The sequence below is a fragment of the Ostreiculturibacter nitratireducens genome, assembly GCF_032670585.1.
GTDB classification, from domain to species: domain Bacteria; phylum Pseudomonadota; class Alphaproteobacteria; order Rhodobacterales; family Rhodobacteraceae; genus Ostreiculturibacter; species Ostreiculturibacter nitratireducens.
Map to the genome: position 1 here is coordinate 1300423 of NZ_JAVQHL010000002.1, position 19154 is coordinate 1319576.

Genomic DNA, 19154 nt, shown 5'->3' on the forward strand with positions numbered 1-19154 from the left:
CGCGGCAGGGCGACGACTTAGTCTTCTGGCATGACCAAGCTCAGCCCCTTCAAGTACTTTAAGACGTCACCCGAGATCATTCGGCTGGCAGTGATGCTCTACGTCCGGTTCCCGCTGTCACTGCGGAACGTCGAGGATCTGCTGCACGAGCGCGGGATCGACGTCAGCCACGAAACGGTCCGCTTCTGGTGGAACCGGTTCGGTCCGATGTTCGCGGCCGAGATCCGTCGGAAACGGTCTGAAGGAATGCGCTCGGTCAGCCGGTGGCGATGGCACCTGGACGAGGTCTTCGTGAAGGTGAACGGCAAGCGGCATTACCTGTGGCGCGCCATCGATCACGAGGGCGAGGTCCTCGAAAGCTTCGTGACCAAGCGTCGCGACAAGCGCGCCGCGTTGAAATTCCTCAAGAAAGCGATGCGGCGCCATGGCGGCCCCGAAGAAATCGTGACGGACCGGCTGCCGTCCTACCGCGCTGCGATGCGCGCCGTTGGTTGTGTCGACAAGCAGCGGACAGGCCGGTGGGCCAACAACCGGATCGAGAATTCCCACTTGCCATTCCGACGACGTGAGCGCGCGATGCTCCGGTTCCGGCGGATGCGAAGTTTGCAGATGTTCGCCGCCGTCCACTCGTCCGTTTACAACCACTTCAATCAGGCCCGCAGCCTCTCCCGCCGGGATCATTTCAAGACCAATCGGGCCGCCGCTCTTGCCGAGTGGCGGGCGCTTCTTGCCGCCTGAGGCCGGCATGGGTAGGGTAAACTGAGACGAGTTCGAATTCGTCTGACACCACCTCTTGCCGCCTGAGGTCGGCACGGGTGGGGCGAACAGAGACTGGTTCGAATTCGTCTTACAGCACCGTCGCGCGGCCTCGCTACTCTTGTATCGTGTTCGATTTTGGTTATCTTGAATACGCACCGAGCAGGGAGAGCGCCATGCCTCGCACCACCACCATGACCGTCCGCGTGAGCGGCGCCCTCAGTGAGTTCGTTGCGACCAATGTCGGCGAGGACGGCGCCTACGAGAACGTGAGCGAGTATATCCGCGACCTGATCCGTCGCGACAAGAAGCGTGCGGAGCGCGAAGCGTTCGATCGTCTGAAGGCCGAACTGAATCGTGCCTTCGCCGCGCCCGAGGACAGCTACAAGCCGCTGACCGCTGCTGAGGTGATCGCCCGGAACCGGACCTGAGCCCATGGCGATCCGGGTCCAGGAGGCGGCCTCACTGCGCCTCGACGAGATCTACCGATACACCCGCGACCGCTGGGGCGAGGCGCAAGCCGAGATCTACATCACCGGTCTGTTCGTCGCCTTCGAGCAGATCGAGACACGCGGCGTCATGTCGAGGCCCGTGCCGGCCGAGTTCGGAGTGGAAGGGTACTTCTTCCGGTACGAGCGGCATTTCGTGTACTGGCGACGGCTCTCAAATGGCGACATCGGGATTGTCACGATCCTCCACGAGCGGATGCATCAGATAGACCGCTTCAAGGAGGGTTTCGGGTAAGTCTCTGTCCAGAAGTAATTTTTCTGGATAGTGCCGGTGCTGCGGCCGACGGGTCAGACTTGGAGAACGTTGGGTCTCGGTCCTGTTCCCTCCGCCACTTGCCCTTGCAAAAGCGTTCTCCCGATCCGGCTGCGGTAGGATTTTTCCGTTGTTTTCGAGGGTTATGCGGGTGGGGCTGAGCACTGGCCCCGGCGCCAAGAGGCTCTAACATCGTCTCTCTCGGTAGCTATTCTCTGAGCCTGATGACTGCGCGGATTTGGTGAATTTCTTGCAAGTATTTGAAAACAAGTGGCTTTGTTTGGCCCCGCCAAAACACTTCGACCCCGGTGGTGGCCGCCCGAGATAGGACTGGAATACAAAACTCGCCATGCAGCGTGCGCGATGGCGGAGAGGGATGTTTTCAGGAAAGGGGTTGCAGCTGCATGGTCACGACCGCCAGCAGCATGCTCGGTTCACGAAGGGCCGCGCCGCGGGAGTACGCCGAACGCTTTGCTCTCGACCATGCAGCACAGCAACACTATTGCTACCAGAAACCAACGCAGCCGATCAGGCAATTCAGAACTTTTCGAGAGCCGACATGCCCCAACCCATCGAACGGATAGATGTCCATTTGGACGGAATCGGTCATCTGATTTCGGATAAAAAGATCGAAGTGCCTGCTTATCAGCGGTCATTTGCCTGGGAAAAGGATCAAGTCACGGACCTTTTTCGAGATATTAATGATGCGATCCGCGCGAACGCACCAGAGTATTTTCTTGGCACGATTGTTCTCACGCCTGCCGCGAACGACAAGACGCATGTGATTGACGGTCAACAGCGGATCGCCACAACGTTGGTGTTTATTGCCGAAGTGCGCAATTTCCTACGCGCTCGCGGCGACGTTGAGCGCGCAGAGACGATCCAGTCCGGCTATATCGCCAAGCGTGACCGCCGAACCCTGGAAACACAAGCAAACGTCGTGTTGAACGAAAGCGACAACCCGTTTTTTCAAGCGGCCATCGTCGAGAACGGCAGAATGGAACCCGTCACCGAGGCCCACAACCGGATACAAGACGCAAAGACCATCGCGAGCGAGTTTGTTGGGCGTATCGCTGCGCAGTCCCACGAACCCGTCGAAGCTCTGAATGATTGGCTGGACTACATCGACAACAAGGCGAAGGTCATCGTCGTCAATGTCAGCAGCGAGGCCAATGCCTACACAATCTTCGAAGTCCTGAATGATCGCGGGATCGACCTGTCGATTGCGGATCTTCTCAAGAACTATCTATTCCGCATCGCCGAGACCCGCCTGCGCGACGTTCAGGATGCTTGGACAAGCATGCGCAGCCGGATTGAGAGCGTTGAACGCGAACAAGCGATCAAGACGTTTATCCGCCATGTCTGGTCGTCGCGGCATGGCCTCACGCGCGAACGCGAGCTTTATGACCGCATCAAAGAGCGTGTAACGGGCAGGCAGCAGGCCGTCGATCTGGCCGTTGAGCTGAACAATGCCGCTGCCGACTACGTGGCACTGTATAACCCCGCGAATCCGAAATGGAGGGCTCTAGGCCCCGCTGTGCAAGACGCGATATACGCGCTCGGTGAGCTGCGGGTCATCCAAAACCGTCCTCTTGTTCTGGCGATCCTGCGCCACTTCGAGGACGGTGAAGTTCGTCGCGCCCTTCCGATGCTCGTGTGTTGGACGGTGCGCTTCCTGATTGGCGGATCGGGCGGTAGCGGTACGTTAGAAAACCTGTTCTCGACAACGGCGCAGAAAATCTCAGCAGGAGAAATAACGACCGCGCGGCAGCTTTTTGAGGCGACGCGGGGCTCTCTCCCTAGCGATGCCGCCTTTCGCGATGCCTTCGCGGCGGCGAATGTCTCGAAGAATTTCCTTGCGCGTTATTATCTCCGCGCGATTGCGACACACGACAATCCCGATGGTGAGTACCGGATCAGCCAGCACCATGACGAAGTGAACCTGGAGCATGTTCTCCCGCAGGAGCCGGGCGATAACTGGAACCATATTTCGGCAGAAGATGCGAAGAGTTGGCACAAGCGTCTGGGAAATTTGACCATTATGGACAGCGCGCTCAATGTCGCTGCCGCAAATGCGCCCTTCGACGACAAGAAAGCGATCTATGCGCAGTCGCGCATCGAGATAACGCGCTCGCTCTCGGATCTACCCGATTGGACGCTGGACCGGATTCAGGACCGTCAGAACGCGCTTGCCGAAAAGGCCGTTCAGGTCTGGCCGCTCGCGCCTCGGGGATAGACTCAGGGCTTAGTGATGAATTCGCGCAACCGCGAGTGCTGAACCATTTCGGGGATAGTCTGGAGCGTGAAGACTTTGCCCTGCGTGGCCTCAAGAAGCTTCTTCATGTCCTGCCGCCGCTGCTTGAAGCCGCGCCCCGCGATGCAGGCAATCACCTCATAACGCGGCCCCTCTTCGGGCGTGCGGTCTCGCACGCTCATCGTATGAAGATGCTGAACCCGCGTTACCTTGTCTCGCGCCGTACCATCGTCTTCGGCGAGCTTCGCCTCGATGATGACCTGGGGATTGAACTCATCAGGGATGATGAAATCGGGGGCTTGCTCGAAGCCGGCAATGCGCTCGGCGCGCTTGGTCTTGCGGAAGCTGATCCCGTGCCGCGTTAGCAGCTTCTCGATAGCGGTTTCGACCAGATCGCCCACAAGTTCGCTGACCGAATCCCGATGACCAGCAAAAGGACGGCCCAAGTAGCGCTCGTAGAGCAACATGGAGTAAGGAACGCCCATGTCGGCCAGTGGGCCGATGCTGGCAAGGCCACTTGCCGTATCAGCCTTGTTCAGACGGTGGATCAGGGCCGCATCAATCTCCTGCGCCCCTTCGGTCAAGAGTTTGCAGGCCGAGCGCACAAGAGCCTGTACTCGCTCCCCCGTCTTGCCCGTTGGTCTCAGCGGTTTTGTCGGAGAAAGCCTGACATTCCGGTCGATGCTGCGCGCCGCGCCTTGGGTTACCACGACATCCGTGTTCTCGGTCGCGGCTTCCGCCCATTCGGACGGGGTAAAGCCCAGCATGGCGCGCAGCACGATAAGCGTGATCGGCGTCTGGAAGGCGAGCATGACCACAGTCTCGGGATCAAGATCCGAAAAGCCTTTCGTGATCTTCTTCAGGGCTTCGTAGCCGCCTTCAAACACCGGATAATCAATGAACCCGTCCCCTTTGGGTAGGGTCATGAAGCCTGACTTCAGGGTCGCGAAAACCTCATCAACGTAGGTCTCGATGTCGGCTTCAATCTCGGGATAGGAAACTTCAAAAGGCGACGGCATCTTGTTCGCGCTCGTCCTTTCTTGAATGCTCGAATAATGAACCAAAATCTTGCGGCTGGACCTCAAGCGCTTCTGCGCGGGCGATGATGTCGTCCGGCTCACCGAATGCCGTAAGCGCCATGCCAAATCGCTCAAGCTTGGCTGCGGTTGGCTGATCACGGTCCCAGCTTTCCCGCAGCCTCCAGATCGCAAGACGGGTCAGATGGCCGAAGGTGATACAGCGAATATCCCCCTTGCGCGGGGTCATCCCCGCCTCGGTCAGTTCGGCAAGCTCCTTTGCCACCAGCGCGGCAAGCTCTTCGGCATTCCGGCAAAGCGTGTCTTTGGGGGCGGTTCCCGTTGAACGGCAAACGAAGACGCTATCAACGATGGACGAGCCTGTGCCGTGAATATGGATCGAGCCGCCCATTTCCGCCGGACATGGGAGCGAGGCGGAACAGGTCAGGCCCGCATCAAGGATCGCAACACCGATAGCCTCATAGGCTTCTAGTTTGTTGTGGTGGTAGGTGAAGGCCAGAGGCGCGCCAGGTTTCAGCGCTATCGCCATCTTCGAGTAGACGGCAGCAAGACCCTTCGTGAAATGCTCCAGCGTGCGGCCCAATGTCTGATTGCCCGTCAGCTCGCCCGCGTCACGGGAGGAAACGCGCTCGAAGCCTTCCGCCTCTTCACCGAGAAGAGCGCGGAGCCAGACATAGCAGAAGTCCATCAGTTCCCCGTATTGGACATTCCCGAAATACGGCGGATCGGTGAACACCGCGTCAAGGCTCGCTGGTTCGATGTCGATGTCGGTTGAGCTGGCACACCGAATGGCGATCTTACGGGGCCGATGACCGTTTAGCCGTTCCCCGATCCATTCCCCGACGATGGGAACCTGAACTTTCTTCTTTCCGTCGCGCCGCACTTCGAATGGCGCATCGCAGTAGCGTTTTGCGCGCGAATATTTCTCAATGATGTTCGACCATCCACCCGAACCAACATTGGTGCCGCCACCATTGACGATCCCGAGTAGATTGGATTCGACGGGCATCAGGCCCACCGGAAAACCATGCAGCGAGAATATGTCGAGGGATTTTAGCGCCATCGTATCGTAGCGGCAAAGCATGTTCTGGTAGCGCAGAAGGTCTGAGAGATTGGTCGCAAGCGCGTGCCGGATGCGCTCGTTTTCAATCGACGCGATGAAGGCCGCGCTCTTTTCCAGCCCGAAAAGTTGCCGCGCGTTGAATAGTTCGCGGTAGCGCTTATAGCCCCAACGGTGCAGGCGGTCGGTTTCATCGCCTGGCAAAATTTCCTGCTCCGGCACGAATTGCGGCTCGTGAGCCTCCCATAGCCGTTCAACCTCCTGAGCCCGTTCGATGTCCTTTGCATCGGGGGCTTTGAAGAAGCGGCCTTTGTGGTCTTTCTTGCGCTCGGGGTTGTAGTATTCAATCGCGACCAGCCGATGCCGCAGAGGCCCGTCCTCGGGGCGGGGATATTTGTTGATATGGCCGCACGAGGGGCAACCGCAGCGGCTGCGCTTGGCGGGCCCCTCAAGGACCAGTTCGGCATCACACGTCTTGCAACGACCAGGCTCTCTTGCCGAGGCGCATTCGTTGAGCGCGTAGCACTGGCTGCACACGATGACATGGGCCGGATGGCGCGTGTCGTCCGCGATCCGATATCCTGGGAAAAGCGGCACGCATTCACCGCAGGCCGAACAGTCAACCTCCTTGACCCAGATGAAGTATTTAACCGGAACATCCTGCTCGCCGTAGATCGGGCAATCGGTCCTGTAGAAGCGGTCAAGGTCCGCTTTCAAAGCGTCCATAAGTTCGCCTGCCGTTTTCTGGTAGGCGGACAGATCAAGGTGTTCGATTTCTTCGCGGACGATCCATGCGGCCATAGGGTTGATGTCGTAGCCCTGCACATCGCAACCGACGCGGTTCGCCTCGATCAAAGGTGTGCCGCCACCCATGAACGGGTCGGCCACAGTCTTGTCGCTGAAATCGTTGGCCTCGAAGAACGTTTCGGCAATCGGACGGTCCGCAAACTCGGAGAGCGTCAGCCCACGAAAAAGCGTCCCTGGCCTGCGCGCGAACCATTTATGCACAGCAATGATCGGTCGGTAGTTCTGCTGGATTTGCTTCTCTTTGAGAGCAAGCGCAGCCACGAAGCCGATATTGTAGTTGTGCTCGATGGTCATGAGATAGCCGATATTCGGGACGAACCCCACAATCTGTAGAGGCTTTGATGCCCCCGCGCAACAAGGTCTAGCGCTCCTGTGTGCCCTGTGCGGGCCCATCGGGAGCTTGGTCGGCTCTGAGATAGCCGCGTCGCTCAGTCAAGTTGGAGTCGTTGCTTCGACCATTCCACCGGCAAAGGCTCCATCACCCGCGCGAGCGTCACCTCCGGTCCCTGCTTCCCGTCCAGGATCGCCTCGACGATGTCCGGCGCGAGCAGTGTCAGGCGCAGGACGCGGGTCATGTAGGAGGGCGCGATCCCCTCGCGCTCCGCCAGTTCGGCGATTGTGACGAAATCCCCTGACTCGAGCATCCGTTTCCACCGGAACGCGCGGGCCAGCGCCTTGACGAGGGTGCTGTCTGCCCGCCGCGGTTGCGTGGCGCCCTCGGGCATCTGCATCTCCTTCCGTCCGCCGCGCTTCACGATCCGGAACGGTACATGGAGCGTCACGGTCTCGGGCGTCAGCGTCGCGCGAGTCACGCAGCTTCTCCGATACCGCCGGCCAGCATCTCGCGCGCAAGGTCGTTCAGGCCGTCGACGCGGAGGCGCACGTTGAGCCCTTCCGCGCCGATGTCCACACGCTCGACCAGCAACGCGACGATCCGCGCCTGCTCGGCGGGGAACAGTTCGTCCCACAGTGGATCGAGCTGCTGCAGGGCCGCGCGGGCGTCGGATTCGGCGATGTCGTCGGCGTGGGCGCGCGCCGCCTTCCACGTGCCCGCCACGATCTCGGGTTGGCGGAACACGGCTCGGAGCTGGTCGATGACGGCGGTCTCGATCTCGGCCGCGGGGACCCGGCCGACCGGACAAGATCCGGCGCCATGCTTCAGCACCGTCTGGCTGACATAGTAGCGGTAGAGCCTGTCGCCCTTTCGGGTATGCGTCGGCGAGAAGGCCGCGCCATCCGGCCCGAACAGCAGCCGTTTCAGGAGCGCCGGCGTCTCGGCTCGGGTCCGCATCGCCCGCTTGCGGGGGCTCTCCTGCAGGATCGCATGGACGCGGTCCCATGTCGGGCGGTCGATGATCGCGTCGTGCTCGCCGGGATAGCTTTGGCCCTTGTGGACTGCCTCGCCGATATAGGCGCGGTTGTTCAGCATCCGGTAGAGGTACTTCTTGTCGATCCGGTTGCCGCGCGGCGTGCGGATGCCGCGTTTGGCCACCTCGCGTGCCAGTTCGGTCCCCGAGCCGATCTCGAGGAAGCGGGCGAAGATCCAGCGGACGTGCTCGGCGGTGTCCTCGTCGATCACCAGCTTTCGGTTCTCCACCCGGTATCCGTAGGGCGGCACCCCGCCCATCCACATCCCCTTCTTGCGGCTCGCGGCGACCTTGTCGCGGATGCGTTCGGCGGTCACCTCGCGCTCGAACTGGGCGAAACTGAGGAGGATGTTGAGCGTCAGCCGCCCCATTGAGGTCGTGGTATTGAAGGACTGCGTGACGGAGACGAAGGTCACGCCGTTTCGGTCGAATACCTCCACCAGCTTCGCGAAGTCGGCGAGCGAGCGGCTGAGGCGGTCGATCTTGTAGACCACGACGACATCGACAAGCCCGTCCTCGATGTCTTCCAGCAGCCGCTGGAGGCCGGGACGATCCAGCGTGCCGCCGGAGATGCCGCCGTCGTCATACTGATCGCGGACCAGCACCCAGCCCTCGGAGCGCTGGCTGGCGATGAAAGCCTCGCAAGCCTCCCGCTGGGCATGGAGCGAGTTGAACTCCTGCTCCAGCCCTTCCTCGGACGACTTGCGCGTGTAGATCGCGCAACGCTGTTTCTGGACGATGCGCTTGGTCATGTCCGCGCCCTCCGGTTCTTCAGCCCGAAGAAGACCCACCCGTTCCAGCGGGTGCCGGTGATAGCGCGGGCGATGGCGGACAGCGATTTGTAGGGCCGCCTCTGCCATTCGAAGCCGTCGGCGGTGACAGTTACGACGTGCTCGACACCTTGCCATTCGCGGATAAGCCGCGTGCCGGCGATGGGCATGGCGTCGGCGCGCATCTGGCTCTTCTTGCGGTCGCCGCCGTCGAGATCCTCGCCCAGACGCTCCAGCCGCCGAATGGTCTCCGGCTTCAGCCCGCCATAGGCCAGTTCCTGGATGCGGTACGCGAGCCGGCTCTCCAGGTAGCGGCGGTTGAACGGCGGCGGCTCGCTGTCGAACAGGTTGCGCCACTGCGCCTTCAGGTCCGGCGTCGTAGCGGTCTTCAGCGCAGCCAGCCGCGCGGGAATGGGATCGTGGGTCGTCATGCGGGTCTCCGGTGAGTTGGAGTTGCATGACGGCATCGGTCGGCCGGAGAGTGTAGGTGAATTTCTCCTGTATCGTCAGAACGTTCGCCCTGTTCCCGCAGCTGCAGGCGGACCAGCCCGAGCGCCAGCAGGTTGCACAGTTCGGCGCGGCGTTCAGCGGGTGTCATCGCCGACGGGGCGAGTGGGTTGGGGCGGCGAATGGGACCGGGATCGAACATCATGATCCATCGGTGCCGCATTGCGCAGATGACCGCGACCTCGGAACGGGTCACCCCGTGCCCCTTCTGATAGGGGTAACCCCTCCGGTGTTGCAACACCGTGGTGGGTTGAGGGGTCAGGGCGTTCCCATTATGTTCGACCTGTCCCCAATCGATTCACGAGGCCGCCCATGTCGCTGCAGACGCTCGACCGTACCCAATGGAGTTATGCAGAGGCGCTGGCCCATGTGCAGACCGTGACCGTCGCGCGGCGTGCAACGGAGGCGGCAAAGGCGCCGCCGAAGCCTGTGCCCGCACACAACCACTGGAACCCGCCGCAGGATCCGACGATCGCCTGGAAGGCGGAGGCGGCAAACGAGTTGCTGGTCGCGCTGCGGGACGGCGATCTCATCGCGCAGGGCCGCTACACCGAGGAGCGTCCGAACGGCTGGGGCTACGGCAACAGCAGCGGGTTTGGCCTCCATTCGGGCTATCACACCAGCATCCGACCCGAGCAGTGGCGGGAGGGCAAGTACCTCTCCGACCGGCTGACAGCGCGCGATTGGGAGTTCATCGACATCCGAATGCCGCGCTTTCTCGTGAAGGCGATTTGGCTGGATTACATCCCGGAACCGGTGCGGCCTGCACAGGACGCGGAAGATGCGATTTACACGACGCCCTACCTTGACCTGATGCAGGCGGCGATCGCGCATTTTGAGATTTCGCCGGGGAACCAGTGCAAGAAGGAATGCCTGATGGACTGGTTTCTCGAGCAGCAGATCGACGGTGAACCGGTGTCCAACAAGCTTGCCGACGCCATGGCAACGCTGATCCGGCTGCCCTCGGCGCAGCGTGGTGGGGCGAAGCGAGTTGTGGGGCCAGACCTGCGCCAGACGGCGTGACGCGTGGCATCGCTGAAGATCGACACGCGGGCAGCGTTGGCATATATTGCCAATGCGCCAAGGGAGATGCCGATGCCGACCCGCAATGTCGTCCTGACCGATAGCCAGACCGACCTGATCGACCGGCTGATCGCCGATGGTCGCTACCAGAATGCATCTGAGGCGCTGCGGGCCGGGCTTCGCCTGCTGGAGCGCGAGGAAGCCGAGATGACCGCCTTGCGCGACCGGCTCGCCGCGGGGCTCGAGGAGGCACGCGCGGGTACGCTCGCCGAGGGCTCCGGTGAGGACGCGATCCGCAGGGCATTCGCCGCCGCGCGCACTGCATCCTGATGCCGAAGCCGTGGCGGCTGACGCGGCAGGCGGAACGCTCGCTCGTCGAGATCGCGCGCTGGACGCTGGAGACCTTCGGGCCGCGCCAGGCCGAGGCCTACGAGGCGGACCTCATCGCGCGGTGCGCTGCCATTGCCGCAGGCGAAGCGCATTCGCAGGACTGCCGCCGCTTCATCGATCCCGACTTGCCGGAAGACCTTCGCTTCACGCGGGTGGGGCAGCACTTCATCGTGTTCGTGGACATGCCGGACCAAGTGATTGTCATCGACGTTCTGCACAGCCGCTCGGACCTGCCGCGTCGGTTGGCAGCTCTGGGCCCGCCGAAAGGCCGGGAGCAGCCCTGACGAAGCCGCGCGCCGAGGGATGAACCCACATCGTTCACACCCCGATGAAGGGTTGAACCGTTCACCCCGTTCGCGCGGACGAGGGGTCACCCCACCAATCGGGCACGGCGGCCATAGGCCCCCCGGACGGGCTTTTCGGCCTCTAGGTGTCCACCCATGAACTGACGTGATTCCAATGCCTTGCCGAAAGGGGTCACCCCTTTCGGCTGAGACTTCGCGTGACCGGGCGGACCGGTTTCGACGTCGCTAGGGTGGTCTGATGCGCGGCAGAACCGGGGCTGATAACGCCCTCCTTCCGGTTCCGCAGCCCCCGTGTCCGTCCGTCTCCGCCCCCTCCCGCGCCCTGCCACCGCGGCTCCTTTGCCGACCGGCGTGCATGCGCCCATCCCGCGGGGACGGCGATGAGCGGGCGGGACTGGCGGGCCTTCGACGCCGAGCTGCGTGCCCGCGTGCCGGAACTCGCGGTGGAGCTTCTGGGCAAGCCGACCTTTCGTGCAGGGCAGGAATGGCGCTGGGGCCGCAAGGGCAGTCTGTCGGTCGTCGTCGGCGGCGCGCGGGCGGGGATGTGGTTCGACCACGAGGAAGGCCGGGGCGGCTGGTTCTCGGACCTCGTCGGCCGCGACCTCGGCATGGCGCGCGAGGATGCCACCGACTGGATTGCCGACCGGATCGGCATGGCGGCGCTGCCCCGGCCGATCCGTCAGTCGTCGACACGAGGTGCAACGGCAGCGAACGATCCGGCCGAGCCGCCATCTGCCCCGAGCATTGGCTCTCCCGACACGCGCACTGATGACGATGCGGCGCCCGCGCCAACCCGGGCGGACGCGGCCGCCGCGCGCGCGGCCCGGATCTGGGCCAGCGCCCGAGCCGCCGCGGAGGACCATCCCTATCTCGTCGCCAAACGGGCCATGCCGCTCGCCCTGCGCATGGACGCCGGTCGCCGACTCGTCGTGCCGCTGCAGGACATCGCCGGCCGAATCCACAGCGTGGAGTTCATCGCGCCGGACGGGGCCAAGCGCTACCTGGCCGGTGGGGCCAAGAAGGGGCATTTCGCGGTGGTGGGCGCGGAGCCCGGGCCGATTGCTGAACCCGAAGGCCCGTTCCTGATCTGCGAAGGCTGGGCGACCGGTGCGAGCCTGCACATGGCGACCGGACACATGGTCGTTGCGGCGATGGACGCGGGCAACCTGATGCCGGTCGCAGAAGCGCTGCGGGCCCGATTCCCGGACGCCGATCTCGTCCTCGTCGCCGACAACGACGCGAAGCCCGACCGCGACACCAATCCCGGCGTCGAAGCCGCGCGCAAGGTGGCGCTCGCCGTCGACGGCCGTCTGGCGGTGCCGGAGAGCCCGGGTGACGCCAATGACCTTTTCTGCGCCGAGGGGTCGGATGCCGTCGCCGCGCTTGTGGCCGGCGCGGTCCGGATCCCGCCGCCGCCGCCGACCTATCCCGCACCGGTCCTTTCGCCCGACGAGGCCCGCGTCCGCCTGGCCGAGGCCATCGACCGCTTCATGGCCGCGATCCCGGACTACTGGGCCGCCGTCGAGGCCGCGCAGGAGGAGGCGAAGACCGCCGACGGCGATCGCGATCCTCTCGACTTCAACATCGTGGCGCGGGCCGCGCTGCCGCCGCTCCTCGGCCTGCCGGTCGATGTGGGCCTTGGCAAGACCTCGAGCGCGCGCGCCGCCATCGCCGAGCTGATCGGCTCGGGTGGGCTTGGGCCACGCAAGGTCGTCTATGCGGTCCCGCGCCACGATCTCGGGGCCGAACAGGTCAGGGCCTTCGAGGCATTGGGTCTCAGCGCCATGCTCTGGAAGGGCCGCACCGCCCCCGATCCCAACGACGACAATCCCGACCGGCTCATGTGCCTCGACACCGAGGCCACCTTCGACGCGCTCGAGATCGAGCACCCGGTCGAGCAGAGCTGCTGCAAGGTGAAGAACGGAGCGGAGCTGCTGCTCTGCCCCTGGTTCCACGACTGCGGCTACCAGCGCCAGAAGCCACTGGCGCAGGCGGCGCAGGTCATCGTCTGCGCCCATGACAGCCTTTTTCACATGAAGCCGCAGGCCATCGGCGAGGTCGGGCTGCTCGTCATCGACGAGGCCTTCTGGCAATCGGGCCTGCGCGGTCTCGACGGCAAGGCGACGCTGACACAGGACGGGCTCGAACCCGGCCGCACATCGCTCACCTGCTACACCGGCAAGGGCAAGATGGATGTCGGCGCCACGGCCGACCTGATTGCTGCGCGGGAGCGGCTCTGCAAGGCGCTGCGTGTCACGGAGCCCGGTCCGCTGCGTGTGGGCTTGCTGGAAGCCGTCGGTCTTACGCCGGAAGATTGCCGCCACGCTGCGACGCTGGAACGCCGCCGCATGCGCGACGCGGGCCTCCGTCCCGGCATGTCGCCCGTCGAGCGGCGCAAGCGCATCGAGGCGGTCCTGCCGCCCGCGGGCGAGCCATGGGCGCCGCCCGGTCGCTGCGCCACGCTCTGGCTGATCCTCGCCGAGGCACTGGAGAACGGTCACGATGCCGCCGGCGCCGAACTCGTGCACGAGATGACCGAGGCGGGTTCGGTCCGCGCGCTCCGCCTGCGCTGGCGTAGTACCATGAGGAAAGGCTGGGCGGCCCACGCGCCGATCCTGCATCTCGACGCCACGCTGCGGCCGGAACTTGTGCAGACCTACCTGCCGCGGATCGACATCGGCAAACCCGTCGCCGCCCGTCAGCCCCATGTCCGCGTCCGCCAGGTGACCGGCAGTCCGACCTCGGCCCGCGCGCTGACGCCGTCGCCCGACGCGCCCGAGCGCGACCGCAAGGCTGCAACGACCCGCCTGCGCGATCTCCGCGCCTGGATCGACCTCCGAGCCCGCCAGTGCCATCGCCTCGGCCAGGCCATCAATCTGCTCGTGGTGGGTCAGAAGGCGGCGATCGATGCGCTAAGGTCGGCCAGCCTGCCGCCGCGGGTGGAGGCGGTGCATTTCAACGCACTGAGCGGTCTCGACCGCTGGGGCGGGATCGGCGGCATGGTCGTGCTCGGCCGCACACTGCCCGCGCCCCGCACGGTCGAAATGATCGCCACGGCGCTGACCGGCCGCGTGTCCATGCCGAACCCGGAGGATGCGGGCTGGTGGTATCCCATGGTCGAACGCCGCATCCGGCTCGCCGGCGACCGCACCGCGCCGCTCGCGATGGAGGAACACGCCGATCCCATCGCCGAGGCCGTGCGCTGGAGCATCTGCGAGGGCGAGCTGATCCAGGCCATGGGCCGCGGGCGCGGCGTCAACCGCACCGCCGCCACACCGCTCGAGATCGACTTCCTCACGGATGTCGTCCTGCCCGTCACCGTCGACGCGCTGGTGCCGTGGTCTGATCTCCGCCCGACCCGGCGTGACCTGATGGCGCTCTCGGGCATTGTCCTCGAGAACGCGGCCGACATGGCGGCCTGCTTTCCGGAGCTATGGCCGACCCGCGAGGCGGCGAAGAAGGACGGCCAGAGGAAGGGGACAAATGACTATTATAGAGACCTCTATAATAGCAGATTGTCCCCATCCTCCGCGGAAGTGACCTACCGCCCGGAGGGGGCCGGCCATCGCCCCCGGTCCGCCCGCGTCGATCTCTCCCTCATTCCCGATCCCGAAGCCTGGCTCACCAACCGGCTCGGGCCGCTCGCCAGCTTCGAGATGCGGTCGATCGCGGGCGCCGGATCCGACGCATCCGATCCCGCCGACGCCGCGCGCCTCGACGCGCTCGCATCCCGCCTGACCGCCAGCATGCAGGCCGTGCTCGCCGCGCGCCGGGGCGCGCTCGATGCGCTGTCCGCCCGGCTGGACGCCGCCATGCCCGCCGCCCTACGGCGCCCCCATCACCCCCAACCAGAAGAGGAGACCGAGGCATGAGTTACGACAGGATCCGCCTCTACGACACCGGCCGCTTCCACGACAGCGAACTGCCCGACTGGTACCGCGAGGCCGAACGGCTCTGCGAGACGGAGCGTGTGGATGTCCACCGGGCCTTCGACCGCGTGCTCGATTGCGAGCACACGCTCCTGACCGAGGAGGGCCTGCTGGGCGGCGCCCTCGAGATACGGTTCTGGCCGAGCGAGATCCACGGCGTCTTCGTGCTGATCGAGACGCCGCTCTCCTTCGTCGAGCACATCGTCGTCCCAAACCCCGCGGACTGGCTGCCCTTCCTCTCCCGCCATCTCGCGCCGCTCATCGGGGTTGCCAACCAGAGCTCCCTGATCGCGCTCCACGGCAGGATCGGCAACGCCTTCATCGCCTGGGCCCGCCACGGCAAGGGCACCCACATCGGTCGCGAGACCGGCGAGAGCCGGATCGACCTCGCCAACGACCGCGACCGTCGCCGGGCCGAGCAGGCCCGGGCCGCCATCGAACGGGAACGGCGGGAGGGACGGGCATGAAGACGATGCGCTGGCACCCTCCGGGCTATGGTGGCGAACGTCGGGACGCGGACCGCGTCAAACGCGACGGGTGGCGCGACCAGGGCGTTCTCGCCGTCTGCATCGACGACGAGCGTCTGAGCTGGCCCGAGCGTGAACTCGTCCGACAACTGGGCGAGAATCTGTATGGGCCGCGGCAAAGCGCGCCCGACGCGCAGAAATCGTGACCGGACTCCCCACTGGACCCCGGACTCCGCACCGGGGTCCACACGGGGTCCACCCGCCAACCCGTTGAAGTTTTTGGTTCCTTCTGGGCGATTGTGTATACGGGAGGGCGCAGCGCGCGATATCGCCAGCGACAGGGCCGATTTTTTGGGAAGCCACCCCGGAATCCGGAGTCCGGCGGATGATGAAAAAGACCAACAAACGCTGGCCTTCGGGCCGGATACCTGGGCGGCTGCTGGACTCCGCATGGAATCCAGCGCGGCAACCGGCGAGCATCCAATACAAAATCGGAAACCACATGCCCATGACGCTGCGAGAAGACTGCAAACCCGCGAGCGGATCGAGAAAGCGCGCACGATGCAGTCGCGCGGCGTGTTGCCGATCGAGGCCATCATCAGGCTCGCGATTGGCCACGCGCTGGCGGTGGTCACCGCCGATCATCGTGTTCCCATGGTTCGGATTGCACCCAAGCCGTGGCCAAAACCTGCCGCTGGGCGGGATCTTCACCGTGATCTCCCTGATCGGGCGGCTACGCCCTGCGCAGGCTTTTCGAGGCCATCGGCGCGCGTTGAGATGAAACAGCTTTGCATCACACTGCGGATGGTTGCATGCGCGCTGCTCTGCCGGGTTGAGATCGCGCTCCGCATTGTCTATCTCGACGGTCGGGCGGCGACAGAGCGCGCAGCCCGGTCAACGGAGACTGGATGTCAGAGCTTGTGTGATAGGGCTCTCTGAGTTTCAGAGAGCCACGTGAAACCGAAGTCGCTGGGTGCGTTTGCGCCTGGTAATCTTTTCACGTCTTTCACACGAGACTCCCATGAATATCTCAAGAAACGAACAACGTGCGCTGCACGTTTTGGCTCTTGGTGGCCGTATCCTGCACGAGCGGGAGCATGGCCCCAAGATCACCTCTGTCACCTGCGTCACGCGCGAAGGGATGATCCTGTCCGACCTGGACATGACCGTCTTCAACAAGCTCAAGCGCAAACGGCTGATCGAATCCCGGTCCGGCGGCCCCTACCGCATTTCGAAACGCGGCCGCCTTTCCGTGCGGGCGCAACTCGACAATCAAGGAGCATGACATGTTGATCCGTAATGAAATCGAAAGTGATGCCGCCGCGATCCGTTTGGTGGTAACCGAGGCCATGAAGCTGCTACCGCAATCCAGCGGAGCGGAGGCCGCCATTGTCGACAGGTTGAGGGCAGACAACGCCCTGAGCCTGTCGCTCGTGGCCGAGGACGGGGGCGAGGTGGTCGGTTATCTGGCCGCCTCGGATGCCCGGATCGGGGACGTGACCGGCTGGGGCCTGATCGGTCCCGTCGCCGTTCTGCCATCGCGGCACGGCGAAGGGATCGGCAGCGCCCTTATGACTGAGGCGATCCAGCGGTTGCGCGCAGGCTGCAAGGGGGCCACCCTTGTCGGCGATCCCGGCTACTATGGGCGGTTCGGGTTCAGGGCCTTTCCGGGCCTGCGGCTGGGTGACGTTCCGGCCCGGTTCGTGCAGGCCCTGCCGTTCGATGGCAGCGAACCTCAAGGCGAGCTGATCCATCATCCCGCATTCGGTCTGGAGCAAGAGGCCTGACTCAAGCTCGGGCCACACATTGACGGTGCGGCCCGGGCAATCCCGCTTGCAGACTGCTGTCCACCTCCGATGCCTTTCGACGGTCACCCGATCCGATGAACTGTTCCGCGACCTTCCTCCGCCGCAGACGTGATCTGGAGCCCCAGCTTTTTCTTAAGCGCCCCTGAAATCATTCCCCTCGCAGTGTGCGGTTGCCACGACGTCGCCTCGACAATCTCGGCGACGGACGCCCCCTCGGGCCGCTGCAGCAGCGCGATGACCTGCGCCTGCTTCGTGCCGGCGCGGATGGTCACGGGTTTTGGCTGGTCGGTGGCCTCTGTCGCCGGCGCGCTGCTCTGCGCTTCGTTGGCGCCCGACGGCTCGGGGTTCGTATTCTCGGGCTCGATCCCTATCGCGGCGAGGCCGGCGTCGGTGGCGACCAGCGTGACGCCGTGGCCGTCGCCGGTCTCGCGCCAGACGGGCTCGCCCTTGCGCATGTGGGCGTCAATCTCTTCGAGGAAGCCCTTGGCGAGCATCGTGCCGACCACCTTGGCAGCGGCGCCGCCCCGCAGGCTCTCGGGCAGCGGCAAGGCGATGCGGTCCTCGCGCTGCGCGGCGGCGCTGAGGATTACGAGCTGAGTGTCGGAAAGCTTGATCATCTGGGGTCTCCGTGTTCGGAGCCGCGACCGTCGCGACCCTCCTACGACCCCGAGCCGCGCGTGGGCGCGGCAGGAGTTCCGGCGGCACCGGAAATCAGCGGGCGTGCTCGCCCTCGCCCAAAGCGCTGTCGGTGATGCGCTTCAGGAGGCTGGCGTAATGTTCGAGGGTGCCGACCATGGCCCAGCCCGCCTCGTCGGGGGCGCAGTTGAAATGGTCGTCGCTGAGCGCCTGCAGGCGGGCGAGCATCTCGTCGATCTCGGCCTTCTTGCCGATGAAGGCCGCGAGCGCGGCCTCCTTGTTCCGGCGCGCCTTCTCGGCGCGGAGTTCGTGGCGCGGGGTGGTGATCGGGTTCAGGCGCGTGGTCATCGTGGTGGCTCCGTGGTGAGTTGCATCGTCCTTCTGGAGACACGTTCCCTCTGTCCTCAACGCTTATCAACTCGATAAGAACATGATTTTGAATGGTAATCGGAGCCGGCAATGGAGGGCGTGAGGGAGCGACGGCACCCGGCTCGTGCCAACACTGATCGATCTCAAGCGTATCGCACGGGTTGCACGCCATCCTCGAAACGGACGTGCCTCGATCGGAATGCCGTTCCCTCGACGACCTCGGGTCGGCTGATGCGGTCCATGCGGAAATGGCGGAAATCCTCGCGCGCCGGGTCCCAGGCGACGAGGTACCACAGCGGCGGCAGGATCAGCATGGCCTGGGGTTCCACCTGCCGCTCGGTTTCGGCGCCCTTCGCGTCGCGATAGCGGAAGCCAAGAAACAAACGCTCGAGAAACGACGTCTCGAACGCGGGCAACAGGGCGGGGTCCATCTCTCCTAGGGTCGACGTATCGACTTGAGGCGCCAGCGGCCCGACATAGAGACAGTCCAGGAGGCGGCGCAAATCGCGGAGCTTGTCCGGTGGAAGGGCCTTCTCGATCTTCGCAAGCCCGGCATCCGCAAGACTCGAGAACGGAAGCGTGCCGGCGGCACGCATGCTCGACACGCCGATGATGAGCGCGAACACCTCGGCGACCGTCAGCCGGGCTGTCGCCTGCACCGATCCCGGATCCAGGTAAAGCCCTCCGCCGCGGCCCTGTTCGGCGTGGATCACGTAACCTTCGTCGCGCAGAGCCGAGAGGTCGCGCAGGATCGTGCTTCGCGATGCACCGACCTCCCGGACCAGCGCGTCGATGGTCGTCGTGCCGGTGCGGCGCAGGGTCCGCACGATGGCGTCTTGGCGATTGCGGCTCTTCATGGTGGATCTCTACCACACAAAGGTGTCAGTTTTTGGATTGTTTTTGGCCT

Annotated in this window: 20 protein-coding genes; 12 read left to right on the plus strand and 8 right to left on the minus strand. The window is 64.3% G+C overall.

What is annotated here, in order from left to right; translation table 11 throughout:
* Positions 1-30: 30 nt before the first annotated feature.
* The 4 genes from ABCN56_RS13705 to ABCN56_RS13720 all read left to right on the plus strand — a co-directional run bounded on the left by ABCN56_RS13705 (position 31) and on the right by ABCN56_RS13720 (position 3754).
* Positions 31-738, plus strand: a complete 708-nt coding sequence (locus ABCN56_RS13705; protein ID WP_343081352.1) for an IS6 family transposase — start codon at positions 31-33, stop codon at positions 736-738.
* Between the two features lie 194 nt (positions 739-932).
* A complete protein-coding gene (locus tag ABCN56_RS13710; protein ID WP_343081353.1) occupies positions 933-1187 on the plus strand; it encodes a ribbon-helix-helix domain-containing protein in 255 nt (84 codons plus the stop codon).
* Between the two features lie 4 nt (positions 1188-1191).
* On the plus strand, positions 1192-1500 hold the full coding sequence (locus ABCN56_RS13715; protein WP_343081354.1) for a type II toxin-antitoxin system RelE/ParE family toxin: 309 nt from the start codon (positions 1192-1194) through the stop codon (positions 1498-1500).
* 577 nt (positions 1501-2077) lie between these two features.
* Positions 2078-3754: a DUF262 domain-containing protein gene (locus ABCN56_RS13720; RefSeq protein WP_343081355.1), complete on the plus strand. Its 1677-nt coding sequence runs from the start codon at positions 2078-2080 to the stop codon at positions 3752-3754.
* A gap of 2 nt (positions 3755-3756) precedes the next feature.
* Here ABCN56_RS13720 and ABCN56_RS13725 read toward each other — a convergent pair whose 3' ends face one another.
* The 5 genes from ABCN56_RS13725 to ABCN56_RS13745 all read right to left on the minus strand — a co-directional run bounded on the left by ABCN56_RS13725 (position 3757) and on the right by ABCN56_RS13745 (position 9244).
* Positions 3757-4791 carry a hypothetical protein gene (locus tag ABCN56_RS13725; RefSeq protein ID WP_343081356.1) on the minus strand — a complete coding sequence of 345 codons (1035 nt, stop codon included), beginning with the start codon at positions 4789-4791 and terminating at the stop codon, positions 3757-3759.
* Positions 4775-6970, minus strand: a complete 2196-nt coding sequence (locus tag ABCN56_RS13730) for a DUF1156 domain-containing protein (RefSeq protein WP_343081357.1) — start codon at positions 6968-6970, stop codon at positions 4775-4777. Before ABCN56_RS13730 ends, ABCN56_RS13725 begins: the two co-directional genes overlap by 17 nt.
* A gap of 134 nt (positions 6971-7104) precedes the next feature.
* Positions 7105-7488, minus strand: coding sequence for a hypothetical protein (locus ABCN56_RS13735; protein WP_343081358.1), 384 nt, complete (start codon positions 7486-7488; stop codon positions 7105-7107).
* Positions 7485-8795, minus strand: coding sequence for a recombinase family protein (locus tag ABCN56_RS13740; protein WP_343081359.1), 1311 nt, complete (start codon positions 8793-8795; stop codon positions 7485-7487). Before ABCN56_RS13740 ends, ABCN56_RS13735 begins: the two co-directional genes overlap by 4 nt.
* Positions 8792-9244 (minus strand): DUF2924 domain-containing protein, encoded by a 453-nt coding sequence (locus ABCN56_RS13745; protein ID WP_343081360.1) that lies wholly within the window; start codon positions 9242-9244, stop codon positions 8792-8794. Before ABCN56_RS13745 ends, ABCN56_RS13740 begins: the two co-directional genes overlap by 4 nt.
* A 388-nt stretch (positions 9245-9632) precedes the next feature.
* Between ABCN56_RS13745 and ABCN56_RS13750 the strand changes: the two genes are divergently transcribed.
* The 8 genes from ABCN56_RS13750 (at position 9633) to ABCN56_RS13785 (ending at position 17221) form a co-directional block, all read left to right on the plus strand.
* Complete coding sequence (locus ABCN56_RS13750) at positions 9633-10343, plus strand: hypothetical protein (protein ID WP_343081361.1); 711 nt, start codon at positions 9633-9635, stop codon at positions 10341-10343.
* A gap of 72 nt (positions 10344-10415) precedes the next feature.
* The gene (locus ABCN56_RS13755) at positions 10416-10673 is read left to right on the plus strand and encodes a type II toxin-antitoxin system ParD family antitoxin (RefSeq protein ID WP_343081362.1); all 258 of its coding nucleotides are present in this window, start codon (positions 10416-10418) and stop codon (positions 10671-10673) included.
* Complete coding sequence (locus ABCN56_RS13760) at positions 10673-11017, plus strand: type II toxin-antitoxin system RelE/ParE family toxin (RefSeq protein WP_343081363.1); 345 nt, start codon at positions 10673-10675, stop codon at positions 11015-11017. The genes ABCN56_RS13755 and ABCN56_RS13760 overlap by 1 nt, the downstream gene beginning before the upstream one ends.
* Before the next feature lie 401 nt (positions 11018-11418).
* On the plus strand, positions 11419-14910 hold the full coding sequence (locus ABCN56_RS13765; RefSeq protein ID WP_343081364.1) for a toprim domain-containing protein: 3492 nt from the start codon (positions 11419-11421) through the stop codon (positions 14908-14910).
* Positions 14907-15434 (plus strand): hypothetical protein, encoded by a 528-nt coding sequence (locus ABCN56_RS13770; protein ID WP_343081365.1) that lies wholly within the window; start codon positions 14907-14909, stop codon positions 15432-15434. The genes ABCN56_RS13765 and ABCN56_RS13770 overlap by 4 nt, the downstream gene beginning before the upstream one ends.
* Positions 15431-15640 carry a hypothetical protein gene (locus tag ABCN56_RS13775; protein ID WP_425466101.1) on the plus strand — a complete coding sequence of 70 codons (210 nt, stop codon included), beginning with the start codon at positions 15431-15433 and terminating at the stop codon, positions 15638-15640. The genes ABCN56_RS13770 and ABCN56_RS13775 overlap by 4 nt, the downstream gene beginning before the upstream one ends.
* Before the next feature lie 815 nt (positions 15641-16455).
* On the plus strand, positions 16456-16719 hold the full coding sequence (locus tag ABCN56_RS13780; protein WP_343081366.1) for a YjhX family toxin: 264 nt from the start codon (positions 16456-16458) through the stop codon (positions 16717-16719).
* A 1-nt stretch (position 16720) separates the two neighbouring features.
* Positions 16721-17221, plus strand: coding sequence for a GNAT family N-acetyltransferase (locus ABCN56_RS13785; protein WP_343081367.1), 501 nt, complete (start codon positions 16721-16723; stop codon positions 17219-17221).
* An 83-nt stretch (positions 17222-17304) separates the two neighbouring features.
* Here the strand turns inward: ABCN56_RS13785 and ABCN56_RS13790 are convergent, their stop codons facing one another.
* From ABCN56_RS13790 to ABCN56_RS13800, 3 genes are all read right to left on the minus strand, one after another.
* Positions 17305-17859, minus strand: coding sequence for a DUF3489 domain-containing protein (locus ABCN56_RS13790; protein ID WP_343081368.1), 555 nt, complete (start codon positions 17857-17859; stop codon positions 17305-17307).
* A gap of 94 nt (positions 17860-17953) precedes the next feature.
* Positions 17954-18226, minus strand: a complete 273-nt coding sequence (locus ABCN56_RS13795; protein WP_343081369.1) for a hypothetical protein — start codon at positions 18224-18226, stop codon at positions 17954-17956.
* A gap of 164 nt (positions 18227-18390) precedes the next feature.
* Positions 18391-19104: a helix-turn-helix transcriptional regulator gene (locus ABCN56_RS13800; protein WP_343081370.1), complete on the minus strand. Its 714-nt coding sequence runs from the start codon at positions 19102-19104 to the stop codon at positions 18391-18393.
* Positions 19105-19154: the final 50 nt, after the last annotated feature.

Bases quoted from the DNA above. Each gene is read 5' to 3' on its own strand.
- ABCN56_RS13800 (WP_343081370.1), bottom strand. From the start codon at position 19,104: ATGAAGAGCCGCAATCGCCAAGACGCCATCGTGCGGACCCTGCGCCGC.
- ABCN56_RS13720 (WP_343081355.1), top strand. From the start codon at position 2,078: ATGCCCCAACCCATCGAACGGATAGATGTCCATTTGGACGGAATCGGT.
- ABCN56_RS13795 (WP_343081369.1), bottom strand. From the start codon at position 18,226: ATGACCACGCGCCTGAACCCGATCACCACCCCGCGCCACGAACTCCGC.
- ABCN56_RS13710 (WP_343081353.1), top strand. From the start codon at position 933: ATGCCTCGCACCACCACCATGACCGTCCGCGTGAGCGGCGCCCTCAGT.
- ABCN56_RS13740 (WP_343081359.1), bottom strand. From the start codon at position 8,795: ATGACCAAGCGCATCGTCCAGAAACAGCGTTGCGCGATCTACACGCGC.
- ABCN56_RS13765 (WP_343081364.1), top strand. From the start codon at position 11,419: ATGAGCGGGCGGGACTGGCGGGCCTTCGACGCCGAGCTGCGTGCCCGC.
- ABCN56_RS13790 (WP_343081368.1), bottom strand. From the start codon at position 17,859: ATGATCAAGCTTTCCGACACTCAGCTCGTAATCCTCAGCGCCGCCGCG.
- ABCN56_RS13760 (WP_343081363.1), top strand. From the start codon at position 10,673: ATGCCGAAGCCGTGGCGGCTGACGCGGCAGGCGGAACGCTCGCTCGTC.
- ABCN56_RS13705 (WP_343081352.1), top strand. From the start codon at position 31: ATGACCAAGCTCAGCCCCTTCAAGTACTTTAAGACGTCACCCGAGATC.
- ABCN56_RS13730 (WP_343081357.1), bottom strand. From the start codon at position 6,970: ATGACCATCGAGCACAACTACAATATCGGCTTCGTGGCTGCGCTTGCT.
- ABCN56_RS13785 (WP_343081367.1), top strand. From the start codon at position 16,721: ATGTTGATCCGTAATGAAATCGAAAGTGATGCCGCCGCGATCCGTTTG.
- ABCN56_RS13750 (WP_343081361.1), top strand. From the start codon at position 9,633: ATGTCGCTGCAGACGCTCGACCGTACCCAATGGAGTTATGCAGAGGCG.
- ABCN56_RS13745 (WP_343081360.1), bottom strand. From the start codon at position 9,244: ATGACGACCCACGATCCCATTCCCGCGCGGCTGGCTGCGCTGAAGACC.
- ABCN56_RS13770 (WP_343081365.1), top strand. From the start codon at position 14,907: ATGAGTTACGACAGGATCCGCCTCTACGACACCGGCCGCTTCCACGAC.
- ABCN56_RS13715 (WP_343081354.1), top strand. From the start codon at position 1,192: ATGGCGATCCGGGTCCAGGAGGCGGCCTCACTGCGCCTCGACGAGATC.
- ABCN56_RS13755 (WP_343081362.1), top strand. From the start codon at position 10,416: ATGCCGACCCGCAATGTCGTCCTGACCGATAGCCAGACCGACCTGATC.
- ABCN56_RS13780 (WP_343081366.1), top strand. From the start codon at position 16,456: ATGAATATCTCAAGAAACGAACAACGTGCGCTGCACGTTTTGGCTCTT.
- ABCN56_RS13775 (WP_425466101.1), top strand. From the start codon at position 15,431: ATGAAGACGATGCGCTGGCACCCTCCGGGCTATGGTGGCGAACGTCGG.
- ABCN56_RS13725 (WP_343081356.1), bottom strand. From the start codon at position 4,791: ATGCCGTCGCCTTTTGAAGTTTCCTATCCCGAGATTGAAGCCGACATC.